At 64.8% G+C, this 13,004-nt stretch carries 11 protein-coding genes and 2 pseudogenes; 5 read left to right on the forward strand and 8 right to left on the reverse strand.

Annotated features, from left to right (window positions below):
• Positions 1-225: 225 nt before the first annotated feature.
• Entirely contained in the window at positions 226-3,027 is a 2,802-nt protein-coding gene (gene polA / locus ABQY74_RS19435; RefSeq protein ID WP_047127611.1) for a DNA polymerase I, read from the reverse strand.
• Between the two features lie 77 nt (positions 3,028-3,104).
• On the opposite strand from polA, the gene ABQY74_RS19440 reads away from it, so the two are divergent.
• Complete coding sequence (locus tag ABQY74_RS19440) at positions 3,105-3,386, forward strand: DUF2782 domain-containing protein (protein WP_039515413.1); 282 nt, start codon at positions 3,105-3,107, stop codon at positions 3,384-3,386.
• 210 nt (positions 3,387-3,596) lie between these two features.
• Here the strand turns inward: ABQY74_RS19440 and ABQY74_RS19445 are convergent, their stop codons facing one another.
• The 3 genes from ABQY74_RS19445 to ABQY74_RS19455 all read right to left on the reverse strand — a co-directional run bounded on the left by ABQY74_RS19445 (position 3,597) and on the right by ABQY74_RS19455 (position 7,198).
• Complete coding sequence (locus ABQY74_RS19445) at positions 3,597-6,125, reverse strand: tetratricopeptide repeat protein (protein ID WP_349794471.1); 2,529 nt, start codon at positions 6,123-6,125, stop codon at positions 3,597-3,599.
• Positions 6,104-6,643 (reverse strand): ECF-type sigma factor EcfK, encoded by a 540-nt coding sequence (gene ecfK / locus ABQY74_RS19450; protein ID WP_026064380.1) that lies wholly within the window; start codon positions 6,641-6,643, stop codon positions 6,104-6,106. Before ecfK ends, ABQY74_RS19445 begins: the two co-directional genes overlap by 22 nt.
• Before the next feature lie 132 nt (positions 6,644-6,775).
• Complete coding sequence (locus tag ABQY74_RS19455; protein ID WP_372469977.1) at positions 6,776-7,198, reverse strand: DUF2147 domain-containing protein; 423 nt, start codon at positions 7,196-7,198, stop codon at positions 6,776-6,778.
• Between the two features lie 296 nt (positions 7,199-7,494).
• Between ABQY74_RS19455 and ABQY74_RS19460 the strand changes: the two genes are divergently transcribed.
• Complete coding sequence (locus tag ABQY74_RS19460; RefSeq protein WP_104590307.1) at positions 7,495-7,635, forward strand: glutamyl-tRNA(Gln) amidotransferase; 141 nt, start codon at positions 7,495-7,497, stop codon at positions 7,633-7,635.
• 214 nt (positions 7,636-7,849) lie between these two features.
• Here ABQY74_RS19460 and ABQY74_RS19465 read toward each other — a convergent pair whose 3' ends face one another.
• Entirely contained in the window at positions 7,850-8,233 is a 384-nt protein-coding gene (locus ABQY74_RS19465; protein WP_047127613.1) for a hypothetical protein, read from the reverse strand.
• Complete coding sequence (locus tag ABQY74_RS19470; RefSeq protein WP_349794474.1) at positions 8,233-9,267, reverse strand: NADP-dependent oxidoreductase; 1,035 nt, start codon at positions 9,265-9,267, stop codon at positions 8,233-8,235. The genes ABQY74_RS19465 and ABQY74_RS19470 overlap by 1 nt, the downstream gene beginning before the upstream one ends.
• Positions 9,268-9,331: 64 nt before the next feature.
• Between ABQY74_RS19470 and ABQY74_RS19475 the strand changes: the two genes are divergently transcribed.
• Positions 9,332-9,895, forward strand: coding sequence for a TetR/AcrR family transcriptional regulator (locus ABQY74_RS19475; RefSeq protein WP_047127615.1), 564 nt, complete (start codon positions 9,332-9,334; stop codon positions 9,893-9,895).
• Between the two features lie 124 nt (positions 9,896-10,019).
• Entirely contained in the window at positions 10,020-10,709 is a 690-nt protein-coding gene (locus ABQY74_RS19480; RefSeq protein WP_349794476.1) for a hypothetical protein, read from the forward strand.
• A gap of 376 nt (positions 10,710-11,085) precedes the next feature.
• On the opposite strand, the pseudogene ABQY74_RS19485 reads toward ABQY74_RS19480, so the two are convergent.
• Positions 11,086-11,213: pseudogene (locus ABQY74_RS19485) on the reverse strand (type VI secretion system contractile sheath small subunit); the annotation flags it as partial.
• Between the two features lie 339 nt (positions 11,214-11,552).
• Here ABQY74_RS19485 and tagK point away from each other — a divergent pair.
• Positions 11,553-12,183: pseudogene (tagK, locus tag ABQY74_RS19490) on the forward strand (transcriptional regulator TagK).
• 154 nt (positions 12,184-12,337) lie between these two features.
• On the opposite strand, the gene ABQY74_RS19495 reads toward tagK, so the two are convergent.
• A complete protein-coding gene (locus ABQY74_RS19495; RefSeq protein ID WP_024937550.1) occupies positions 12,338-12,784 on the reverse strand; it encodes a universal stress protein in 447 nt (148 codons plus the stop codon).
• Between the last annotated feature and the right edge of the window lie 220 nt (positions 12,785-13,004).

The raw sequence follows: 13,004 nt of genomic DNA on the forward strand, positions 1-13,004 counted from the left end.
ACTTGGGGAGTAGTTTCCGCTCCGAGATCTGCTCCAGGGGATGGGAGAGATCTGCCGACAGGCGTTGCGCCCGTCGAGGGATATAACACCATTTTCTACATTGATGGATCGTGAAGATAACTGTTAAAAATATGTAGAATTTAGCGGTTATTCATTCCATCGGCGCAGTCTCGATTCGTATTATGTCTGGTCTGCGCGTTCAGCATATCAGCCTTATCTGCTGCGTCAGTGCGCCTCATCCCAGTTATCGCCAACCCCGGAATCGACCACCAGCGGCACGCGTAATTCGGCCGCGGCCGACATGCGCGTGGTCACCTCGCTCAGCAGCGTGTCGACGAAATCGGTCTCGGCTTCGAACACCAGTTCGTCGTGCACCTGCAGGATCATCAGCGCACGCTCGGCGTGGTCGGCGATCCAGCCGTCCACGCTGACCATGGCGCGCTTGATGATGTCGGCGGCGGTGCCCTGCATCGGTGCGTTGATGGCGGCGCGCTCGGCGCCGGCGCGCTGGCCCTGGCTGCCGGCGTTGATGAAGTCCAGATACAGCCGGCGGCCGAACACCGTCTCCACGTAGCCCTTGTCGCGTGCCTGCTGACGGGTGGTTTCCATAAAGTCGCGTACGCCCGGGTAACGGCTGAAGTACAGCGCGATGTAGTCCTGCGCCTCGCCGCGGCCGATGCCGAGCTGGCGGGCAAGACCAAACGCGCTCATGCCGTACATCAGGCCGAAGTTGATCGCCTTGGCGGCGCGGCGCTCGTCAGCGCTGACGGTGTCGATGGTGCGGCCGAACACCTCGGCGGCGGTGGCGCGGTGCACGTCGGCGCCGGACTCGAACGCACCGACCAGGCCCGGGTCGCCGGACAGGTGCGCCATGATGCGCAGCTCGATCTGCGAGTAATCGCAGGCGATCAGCTTGCGCCCGGCCGGGGCGACGAAGGCGCGGCGGATGCGGCGGCCGTCTTCGGTGCGGATCGGGATGTTCTGCAGGTTGGGATCGGACGAGGACAGCCGCCCGGTGGCCGCGCCGGCCTGGTGGTAGCTGGTGTGCACGCGCCCGGACTGCGGGTGGATCATTTCCGGCAGCTTGTCGGTGTAGGTGCTGCGCAGCTTGGTCAGGCCGCGGTATTCCAGGATCACCCGCGGCAACTCGTGCTGGTCGGCAATGGCTTCCAGCGCCTCCTCGTTGGTCGAGGGCTGGCCCTTGGGCGTCTTGACCACGGCGGGCAGCTTGAGCTCGTCGAACAGCAGCGCCTGCAGCTGCTTGGGCGAATCCAGGTTGAAACTGCGCCCAGCCAGCTCGGTGGCCTTCTGCTGGGCGGCGAGCATGCGCTTGGACAGGTCCGCGCTCTGGCGGCGCAGTTCGGCCGCGTCCACGCACACGCCGTTGGCTTCGATGCGTGCCAGCACCTCCACCAGCGGCATCTCGATGTCGCGGTAGACCTGCTCCAGGCCCGGCTCGGCGGCCAGCCTGGGGCCGAGCACCTGGTGCAGGCGCAGGGTGATGTCGGCATCTTCGGCGGCGTAGCGGGTGGCGTCGTCCAGGCTGATCTGGGCGAACGGGATCTGCTTGGCGCCCTTGCCGCAGACGTCCTCGTACTTGACCGTGTCGTAGCCCAGGTAGCGCTTGGCCAGGCTGTCCATGTCGTGGCGGGCGCTGCCGGAATTGAGCACGAAGCTCTCCAGCAGGGTGTCGTCGCTGTAGCCGGCCAGGGCGATGCCGTGGCGGCGCATCACGTGCAGGTCGTACTTGCCGTGCTGGCCGAGCTTGCGCACCGCAGGGTCGGTGAGCAACGGCGCCAGCTGCGCCAGCGCCTGGGCACGGTCGAGCTGGGCCGGGGCGCCGGGGAAGTTGTGGCCGAACGGCAGATACGCCGCCTGGCCGGGCTCGGCGGCCACGCTCAGGCCGATCAGGTCGGCCTGCAGTGGGTCCAGGCTGTCGGTTTCGGTATCGAAGGCGAACTGGCCGGCGGCGCGCAGGCGCGCGATCCAGCTGTCGAGCTGTTCCTGGGTCAGGATGGTCTCGTACTGGCCGGGCGCCGACAGCGCGGGGTCCACTTCCACCGAGGCGCTGACCGGGCCGGACACGAAGCCAGTGCCGCGCGCGCGGCCGGGTTCGGTGCGGGCGCTGGCGGCGGCGGCTCCCAACGGCATCGGCTCGGTCAGCAGGCCGGCCTGGGCGGCTGCACCGCCGAGTTCGCGCAGCGCCTGGGTGAAGCCGTAGCGTGCGTACAGCACCGCCAGCGTTTCGGCGTTGGGCTCGCGCAGGTCCAGCGCGCGCGGGCCGCTGGCCAGGGTCACGTCGGTCTTGATGGTGACCAGTTCGCGGTTGAGCGGCAGCCGTGGCAACGCGGCGCGCAGGTTGTCGCCGATCTTGCCCTTGATCTTGTCGGCGTTGGCGATCACGCCATCGAGCGAGTCGTATTCGGCCAGCCATTTGGCGGCGGTCTTGGGGCCGCACTTCTCTACGCCGGGCACGTTGTCCACGGTGTCGCCCATCAGCGCCAGCAGGTCGACGATCTGGTCGGGGCGCACGCCGAACTTGGCGATCACCGCCTCGTCCGAATCCATGCGGCTGCCGCTCATGGTGTTGACCAGTTCGATGCCCGGGCGGACCAGCTGGGCAAAGTCCTTGTCGCCAGTGGAGATGGTCACGCTCAGGCCGTCGGCGGCGGCCTGCAGGGCCAGCGTGCCGATCACGTCGTCGGCTTCCACGCCGTCGATGCGCAGGATGTCGATGCCCAGCGCATGCACGATGTCGCACATCGGCTGCACCTGCGCGCGCAGGTCGTCGGGCATCGACGGGCGATTGGCCTTGTAGTCGGCATACAAGTCATCACGGAAGGTCTTGCCCGGCGCGTCCACCACGAACGCGACATAGGCTGGGCGTTCCTTCAGGGTGGCGCGCAGCATGTTGACCACGCCGAACAAGGCACCGGTGGGCTCGCCCTGGGCATTGGTCAGCGGCGGAAGCGCGTGGAACGCGCGGTACAGGTAACTGGACCCGTCGATCAGGACTAATCTGCTCATGCGCCAATTCTACGCTGCACGCTCACGCCACACCGTGCCGGCGCATACTTGCCGACGACCTAGAACGGATGACGACGATGAAGAGAGCGAGTCTTTTGCTGCTGCCGTTACTGCTGCTCGGCGGCTGCGCCACCAGCGGCGCGGTCGGCGATGTGCCGGCCGGTGCGGATGTCACCAGCAAGACCATGGGCAACGGCGACAAGGTCGACGAGTACCGGGTCAACGGCCAGCTGGAAATGGTGCGGGTGACGCCTGCACGCGGTGCGCCCTACTTCCTGTACGACCGCGATCACGACGGGCATACCGATGCGGAGAAGGACAAGGTCAACAAGGTGTATTGGAAGCTGTATAGCTGGTGATTCGGGAATCGGGAATCGGGAATCGGGAATCGTAGAGCGTAAGCCTCGCGGGAGCTCGGGCGCCGGTTCGGTGACGTCTGCCTTGTGTGGCTGATGCCGGGCGCGATGGCCCGCCGGTTTCGGTACGCTGCCGCATGGCGACAGGGATTGCCTGTGCTGTCGCCTTGCGGCAGCTGTCGGCCGGCGGCACTAGACCAACCAGATCCTCATCTAGCGTTGCGCCACCGACGCCGTGGTTTCTGTGCTGGAGGTTGCGGCAAGCACCTCGGCCGGGGCGACCAGGGCCAAGGTCTGGCGTGCGGCGCGCAAGGGTTGTTCGGCATCGCCATAGATGCCGGTCAGAATCTGCAATGCCTGCTGCGCGTGGTCGCGCGCGGCGGCCATCTGGCCGAGCCTGCGCTCGGCTTCGGACAGGCCGCGCAGGATCTCGGCGGTCTGTGGATGCGCACGGCCCAGTACCCGCATGGACGACGCCAGCGACGCGCGTTGTTCGGCCAGCGAGGCATCCAGCTGGCCATTGTCCAATAGCCACAACGCATGGTTGCTGCGATAGCCGATGGTGGCCGGCGCATCGTTGCCGAACAGGGTGCGCGCGCGCTCCAGGACTGCGCGGTAATGCGGGCCGGCGTCGGCCAGCTTGCCCTGCTGCCGCAATGCGTCGGCCAGGTTGCTTTCCACCATCAAGGTGTCGGCGGCGTTGTCGCCGTAGAGCTTGCGGGTGAGGCGCAGCAGCGAGGCCAGTTCGGTTTCGGCAGCGGCAAAGTCGCGCTGCATCAGCAGGAACACCGCCAGGCTGTTGCGCATCGACAGCGCCAGCGGGTGCTCCGGCCCGCGCAAGGCGATACGCTCGCGCAGCAGGCTGCGCTGCAGGGCGATCGCCGGCAGCAGCTGGCCGACGTCGGCCAGCAGGCCAGCATAGACATTGCCGGCATCGATGCGTTGATCCGCAGTGGTGGCGCCGTTGGCCAGCGCAGCGACATAGGCATGCCGGCTCTCTGCCATGGCATCGGCCATGCGGCCCTGGTCGCGCAACGCCCAGGCCAAGCGCGCGCGCATCTCGCTGCCCAGCGCCTGCTGTTCTGCGTTGCCGCCTGCGGCCAGCGCCATGCCCTGGCGTAGCGTCTGTTCGGCCTCGTTCGCCTTGCCGGCGCCGGTGAGCGCCTGGCCGAGCATCGAGGCCGCTTTCAGGGCCGGCACGCTGGCTGCGCCCGTGTGCTGCTGCGCCAATGTCTGGGCGATGCGCAGATGCAGCACCGCCTGCGGATAATCGCCCAGCGCGATCAGCGTGCGGCCCAGGGTCAGCTCCACCTGCGTACGAGCATCCGGCTGACCGGCCAACTCACGCGCGGCACGCTGCGAGGCCTGCTGCAGCACGCGCAGCATCAGCGTCTTGTCCAGATCCTGCGCAATGCCCGGGTCCACGCTGGACAGCACCGAACTCATGAAGTCGCCAGTGACCTGCGCGCGTTGCGCATCGCGCGCAGCGCGTTGCAGCGACCACAGTGTTGCGCCCAGGCCGGCAACCAGCGCGATCGAAACAAGTGCAGCAGCCAGCACGCCGCTGCGATGGCGCTGGGTGAACTTGCGTAGCCGCAACCAGCCGCCGGCCTGCACCGCATGTGGCGGGTAGCCGTCCAGCCAACGGTGCAGATCCTCCAGCAAGGCCGACACCGACGCGTAGCGCGCGCCCGGTTCCGGCGCCAGCGCGCGCAGCACGATCGCATCCAGGCCATCGCGCAGCTGATCCTGCAGCTTGCCGTGGGTGGTCGCACGGGCCGCGCAGATGCGCGCGCGCGCATCCGCCGGCACTGCCGCCACCCGCTGCGATGGCGGCTGCGGCACGCCGTCGCGGTCTGCCACCGGGGCCAGCCCGCAACTCAGTTCGTAGAACATCGCACCCAGCGCATAGATGTCGCTGCGTGCGTCCACCTCCGGCGCGCCGCGCGCCTGTTCCGGGCTCATGTAGCCGGGCGTGCCGCGGCCATGCGCGGAGGTCATGCCGGGGTTGGACGCATCGATGGCGATGCCGAAATCGATCACGCCCGGCATCGGCCGCCCATCGACCGCGCTGACCAGCACGTTGCTCGGTTTGAGATCGCGATGGATCACGCCTTTCTGGTGGGCGTGCTGCACTGCCTCGCCCACCCGCAGCATCAGCAGCACGCGCGCCTGCAGCGACAGCAGATGCGCATCGCACCACCAGGTGATCGGCTCGCCGCGCAGATACTCCATCACCAGATACGGACGGCCGTGCGCATCGGTGCCCACGTCGTGGATCTGCGCGATCGCCGGGTGCACCATCTGCGCCAGCAGCCGGCATTCGAATTCGAACAAGGCGCGGCCCTGCGCATCCAGGGCTTCGGCGGCCACCAGCTTGATCGCCACCTCGCGCTCGTAGGCACCGTCGGCGCGATGGCCCAGATAGACCTGGCCCATGCCGCCGGCGCCGATCAGGCGGTCGATCGCCCATGCACCGAAGCGCGTGCCGGCCGGCAGTTCCGGCAGCGGCGCGCGCAGTGCCGCGGCGGCCTGTTGCAGCGGCGCGCGCACGCGCAGCGTGGCCTGCGATTCCACCGCCAGCATCGCCAGCAACTCATCACGCAGCACTGCATCGTCGTCGGTCTGCGCACGCGCGAATGCCTCGCGCGCTTGCACCGGCAGCAGACAGGCCTGATGGAACAAGGCCTCCAATCGCTGCCAGGAGGTGGCGGCACTGCTCACAGCTGCGCCGCCAGCCACACCCGCGCGAAGCGCAGGTCGCGCTCCAGCGTCGGCACCGACACCTCCAGTTGCTCGGCCGCCTCGGCCACGCTGAAACCCACCAGCTCGGTCAGCGCGAAGGCCTTGGCCTTGCGCTCGTCCACCCGCGCCAGCTTGTCGAAGGCATCGGCGACCACCATCAACGCCTCCGGCCGTGGCGCGCCGTCGGACAAACTAATCGTCAGGGTCACCGCCTGCCCCAGCCGCTTGGCGCTGGCATGCTGGCGCGCCAGATCCACCAGCAGATGGCGCATCTGCAGTGCCGCCACCGCATAGAAATGCGTGCGCGAGCGAAACGCCTGCTGGCCCTGCTCCAGCCGCATCCAGGCCTCGTGCACCACCTCGGTCGCCTGCAGGCCGGCACGCGCATCGCGCCGCAGCTCGCGCAACGCGGTGGCGCGCAGCACCTCATAGACCTGCCGCGCCAATGCGTCGCCCGCGCCGGGCTCGTCGCGCTGCCAGGCCTGCAACAACTCGGTGATCGGCAGCTCGGACATCCGGTCCATCTCGCCTGCGTGGAAGCGCAGTATCCCGCATTGGCGGCTGGGCAGGCATTTCAAAACCAAACGGTTTAGCTCGCCTGCGCCGTCCCTGGCAAAAGGCGCGTGGGGCCGTGGATCAGGCAGCCATCAAGGTGCGGGCTGCCAGGTCGGCCCCTGGCAGATGAAGGCCACGCAGCCCTCCACCTTCAAGGAGCCATCCGCCCCGCGCGTGAGCTTGGCGTTGTAGGTCTTGCCGGATTCGGGGTTGTAGATCCTGCCTTTCCACAGATCCCCGGCATCCACCAGTTCGCTGAGGATCACCGTGCCTTCCATCGGGTTGTTGCGCTTGCCCGGATCCGGATTGAAGACATCGGTCTTTGCACTACCGGGCTTGCTCCTCAAGACCTTGATGATGGTGCCGCAGAGCGACGCGCCACAGGGCCGGATTTCCACCAGGGCCTGCTGGTTGTCGGTGAACCATTTCCCGGTGATCGGTTCGGCGGCGAATGTCGGTGCACTCAACGTCGCAAAGGCAAACGCAAGACAGCTTGTGACTGAGATCGGGTTCATCGGATTTCCCCAGACGTCGATACGACGCGTATGGCACGCGGATTGACAAGCTACGGCGGTGCCACTGCCGCCGCTGCAGCTTGCGTTGGATCAAGCGAATCGAAGCGTAGCGACGCGGTCTTGGGAGATGATTAGAAGCCTGGAACTTCGCAGGAAGCTCTCAAGGTTTCTGTTTGATCCATTGCACCAGCGACCAACGGCGTCGCCGAATTCAGCATCGACGGCAAGACCGTGGACGCCGCCTATCTCCAGGGCGCAACCGTGCCGCTCAATGTCGCCGCCTGCCTGGCGTTGCGATGTGGTTCGGCACGAGCAGGGAAGGTCTGCCGATCAACGTGCAGATCGTCGGCAAGTGGCAGGCGGAATCCACCATCCTGCACCTCGCTGCGCTACTGGAGAGCGTCAGTTCCGTACGCAACCTGCATCCGGTGCCGTGACGACAGCGCCCGAAGTTGGCCACTTCCGGGCGCTTTCAGTTCGACGCGGGCAAGCGGCCTGCAACACGCAACGGCCGTCATCAGGCGGGTGTGGAAGACGCACCCAGAATCTGGGTATACACGAGTTACATGCCGCACTGCACACCGGCTGTGCGTACCTGGCGGTGAGCGCTGCAGTGTTTGTTGCTGCTCTTCGGCGTCATGACAGGTTGGCTTATGCCACTGCAACTGAATGAACCGCTTCCTCGATCCACAGAAACCGCCCATCGGCATCGCGCTCGGCGAACACGTAGACATCGAGCGCGGCCGCTGCGCCATCTCGCATCGCAAGGGCAATCGTGTGCCGCTGCGCATAGCGATTGCCGCAACAAAACTCGTCGCGTACAACAAACGTGGCGTGCTGCAGATCTTCGCGTAGCTGCATGATGCGTTCGCGCACGGCAGCGCGGTCTTCCCAAAGGCCGTTGGTACATTGACGAAAGTCGGGGCTGAAGTGCCGGTCCATGGCCTCTTCCACGCTCAGCTGGCGATTGTTGAGCAGGTCATCGACAGCGGCCTTGAGAACATTCGTATGCAGGAGTGCCTGGCGGTCGTCCATCACTCAACGGTCATCACAATCTTGCCCTGGATGTGGCCTTGCGCGGCGCGTTCGTGTGCCTGCCGCGCCTGCGACAGATCGAAGCTGCTGTCGATGGCTACGCGCACGACACCGGACTGCAATAGCGGGGCCAGTGCAGCGAGTTGTGCGCCGCTGGACCTGACCTGGGTGGTGGAGACGCTCACACCCAAGGCGCCGGCGGCTTGCCGGCCATCGAATCCGAGCGGAAAGATTGGAAACAGCGCTCCACCACGTTTGAGCGTTTGGAGGAATCGCCCCGTCGCCGGACCGCCCACGGCATCCACAACCAGATCTGCCTCGCTGATGGCATCTTCCGGCGTTACCCGGGTGTAATCGATGAATACATCTGCGCCCAACTCACGCACGAATGCTTCGTGTCTGCCTGAGGCGATCGCAACCACGTGTGCACCCTTCCATTTCGCCAACTGCACTGCAAAGTGACCGACGCCGCCGGCGGCACCGTTGACCACCACGGTCTTGCCGTCTAGCTCCACCGGCACATGCGGCATCGGTTGCAGCGGATTGGGTGCGTTATGCCCTTGTTCGACCATGAACTGCCAGGCCGTCAACAGCGACATGGGCGCACCCGCAGCGTGGGCATGATCGATCCCGGACGGTTTGACGGCGACCTCGCCCGCTGGTGCGGTCACATACTGTGCATACGCCCGGCTGCCTCCGGCCAATCCGCTCGGAAAGCGCACCATCGCATAGACCTCCTCGCCCACCGACAGCCCTTCGACGTCGTTGGCGACTGCTTCGATCACGCCTGACACGTCCGTGCCCAGAATCAACGGAAAATCCACCGCCGGGCGCCACTGCGCGGGCAGCGCCTTGTAGCCCTCACGCAGGTACCAGTCGGGGGGATTCAAGCCGACGGCGCGCACCCGAATCAGCACCTCGCCCGATTGCAGCGCAGGCATAGGCGAATCTTCGTAGCGGAGCACGTCGGGCCCGCCGAATGCGGTCTGACGGATGGCTTTCATCGTCTTGATCTTTTCTGCAGTGGCTTGCATGCGATACCCTTAACGGAACAGTGATCCGAATATACGGAGCACTGCTCCGAATGTAAAGGATGGTATGAGAGCCGACGCACAAAAGAACTATGAGCGCTTGCTGGACGTGGCGCGGCAAGCCCTCGCAGAATCAGGAGCGGAGGCATCGCTGCGCGACATCGCCCGCCGTGCCGGAGTCGGGCTGGGCACCTTGTACCGGCACTTCCCCACACGTGAGGCGTTGCTGGAAGCGCTATTGCGCAGCAGCTTCGAAGACCTGGCGACCAAGGCCGATGGCTTGCAGCACGCAGACGCATCGGACCGGGCATTGGTGCTGTGGCTGCAGGACATCATCGACTTCACGCACCGCCAGCGCGGCGTCCTTGCGCCGATGATGTCGGCCATCGAAGACGAATCCTCCGCGTTGCACGGCTCCTGCGTCAGGCTACGCTGCGCTGGCGCGGCACTGCTGGCGCGAGCCCAGGCAGATGGCAAGGCGCGTGCCGACATCGACGGAGACGAACTGTTCGACCTCATCGCCGCGTTGGCCTGGCTTCGCGAACAGCCATCGCATACCGACCGGTCCGGCCGCTTGTTCGAGGTCGTGACCGGGGCGATTCTCGTTGGTGCCCCTGCAGCGACGCAGTAGATAAGCTAGGAGCAGCAGCGTTGCAACGACCGACGCGTCTGACCCGACGCCCTTTCTTCAGCAACTTCGGGCAGCTGTGCTTACCTGTTCACGATGACGCCCCCTGATAAAGAGAACAAGCGACATGGAACTGTCCAAAGCCGTCGGCATTTTCTTTCTGGCACTTCTTTTCATCAATTATCTGCTCTTTATGGAGCCCAGTTCTGCGCCCAACTTGGGGCATCGTGTCCGTTGGCGTCGTTGGCTCCATCGAGCATTGGCCTATCCTATTTGTCATACCATCGGCATCGCACTGGCCAACGCTTTATTGGATCAATTGACTAGCATCATCCCGACACAAGTTGAGGCAATCGAGCGCAATTACTGGATGATATTGGTGATCTTGCCCCTTCCGTTTTCACTAGCCCTCATGAAGCTGGGCATCTGGTCCCAGCGCTTTCTTGGCTATGACCAGTGGCCTAAACCCCCCGCCATACCCGCCTGGGTTCCAGCACAACCACGTCTAGGAGGCTTTGAAAAGATCGATCTTCAGGACGACGCGTTGGTACAGGAACTTGCCAGGTCGCATTGGAATGTCATGCATGAAGCACTGATGCGTGATACGCCTCTGTACGATGCATATTGTCTACAGCGTGCCTTTCTCAATAATCACTTATTGCAGGTTGAACCTCAGTTGGCTGAAAGCGCCTCCAAGACCTACCAACAAGAAATGATCAGGCAAGCCTTGATTGCTGAGGCACACAGGGCGGCTACACAGGCAGCGCATGGGCCGCCGAGCAACCCAGCGATCACTGAGAAAACGACGATTCACTGACCGGGCTGTGCATTGCGCTTTACTCGGGAGCGCCTGGAAAACGACTCAGTCTCCCGAAGTCCAACAATGCCTTCGAGATGATGCGTGCAGTGATCTTCGGTGAGCACGTTGGCGGCCGACGATTCCAGCACCATTTCGGTCGCACACGACCGCCCATCGGCGCGACGCGATCTGACAACGCTTACTTGCGCGCAAGGACACAGGCCGCCTCATGCTCAGCGCATGGCCGCCTCGCATAGCTTGCGATTGAACCAGGTGGACTTGGCGACGGGCAGGTAGGCGTCCCAATCGCTGGGTGGCAACATCGTGCTGTTCTGATCCAGCTCCGTCAGGCCCCTTCCGGTTCGGAGACAGGCTTGGCCGCTGACGCCAGCGACTGCAATGCCTTGCGATCGTCCAGCGACGGCAGCTCAGATTGGCGCCGGACAGGTCCGACATCACGCCCATCACGAACGGAATCTGCACCTTCTTCTGCGCGCCGTAGACCTCCACGTCGTATTCGATCTAAACGCGTGGCGCCCAATTGCGGGCGATGAACTTCTGATGGCTGGCCATGCCTGATTTCCGATTGAGCTTGCCCGTTGCGCCAACGTGCGGGGCACGTGCGCTGTCTTGTGGCCTGGATATCGCCGGCCCGGCCGATCGCCTGGAGCCTGCGTGCGACGCCGGTGCTGCTGGACTGCCCGCAACTACCGCACCACGCGGACCCAAGCGACAGGCCGTGCGATGACGCCTCTTCAGTAGTGCGGCGAGTCTAGAAATGCCCCTGCACACAACCGACAAATCCTCTCACTCGTGCCGATGCGTGATGCGCGGCCGACTTCATGAAAGAAACGTGATGGGTTGGCGATGCTTTTTTCGGTTGATCGAAGGACAGGCCCCGGAGGTGGGCCGCAGGCAGTACCGCATGAGCATCAGCTACTACAACGCCATCTCTCCGCAAGCGTCCTCGACCATGGAGGCGCATGCGTCGCTGATGAGCGATCTGCTGGCCTACATCGAGCAGCACATCGGCGAGGCCGAGCTCGGTACCGAGTCCCTGCAGCAGGCGTTCGGGCTGTCGCGTGCATCGTTGTACCGGCTGTTCCAGTCGCGCGGGGGCGTAGCCAGCTATATCCGCGAGCAGCGCCTGTGCGCTGCGTACCGTTATCTGCAGGCCTACCCGGAGTGCGGCCTGACCTGGCTGCTGTACGAAATGGGCTTTGCGTCGGAGCGGCAGTTCCAACGCTGTTTCCAGCAGCGTTTCGGCATGCCGCCGATGCAATGGCGCCGCCAGTGCCGCGCCGCGCCGCCGACGCATTCGCCACGCCGCGGACACTACATGCCGGTGTGGCGCTTCATGCGCGAGCTGAGCGAGGATGCGCAGCGCGATCACGCATCGGTGCGCGCCGGCACGCTGCCGGTGCAGTCCGCCACGCTGGCGCATACCGAAGCGCTACGGCGTCTTGCACAGCCGGCACCAATGGAAAGCTGACCTCCAATTTGCAATCCGCGTAGGGGCGCGCCTGAGCGCGATGAGGCTTTACCGATAACGCCCCGTCGCGCTCAGGCGCGCTCCTACGAGAGATTGTGCGACTTGGAACGTAGGACGCTTTGCATCTGCTTTGGCGCAGCAAAACATCCAACGATCAGCGGATCACCAGCACCGGGATCGAACTGTGCGTGAGCACCTCTACCGTCTGGCTACCAAGCAGCATGCGGCGCATGCCACGGCGGCCGTGCGAGGTCATGATGATCAGATCGCTGTTGCACTCCTTGGCGGTCTGCACGATGCCTTCGGCGGCGAAGCGGTCCAGCACGTGGCGCGACGTGGCCTTGATATTGGCCGCAGCCGCCAGCTCCAGCGCCGGGCGCAGGATCTTCTCTGCGGCAGCTTCGCGTTCCTTGCGGTACTCCGGACTTGCCTCGTAGCCCACGCTCCAGCCCATCGCGTCGTACATGCCCATTGCCCACGGCTCGGACACGGTGACGATATCGACCTTGCCGCCAGTCGCCTTGGCCAGTTCAAGACCCTGGAACAAACCACGATGCGACAGCTCGGATGCATCGATGGCGATCAGGATACGTTTGTACATGGTGATCTCCGAAGTGACTGGCAGCATCGCCGGTGATGGCAGCCTGACAGGGTCTAGCGACGCAGACATTGATGTGGATCAATCCAGCTGCGGCGGTCGCACTGTTGCTCAAGCAGGGTTGTAGAGCTCGCCCGATGCATTTTCTGCGCATCCTGCCGTCTGTTGCTCTGCGTTCGATTCGATCGCAGGGTGTCACGGATGATGCTGTGAATGCATCGGG

Source organism: Xanthomonas sp. WHRI 7064, assembly GCF_040202355.2.
In the GTDB taxonomy this organism is placed as follows: domain Bacteria; phylum Pseudomonadota; class Gammaproteobacteria; order Xanthomonadales; family Xanthomonadaceae; genus Xanthomonas; species Xanthomonas arboricola.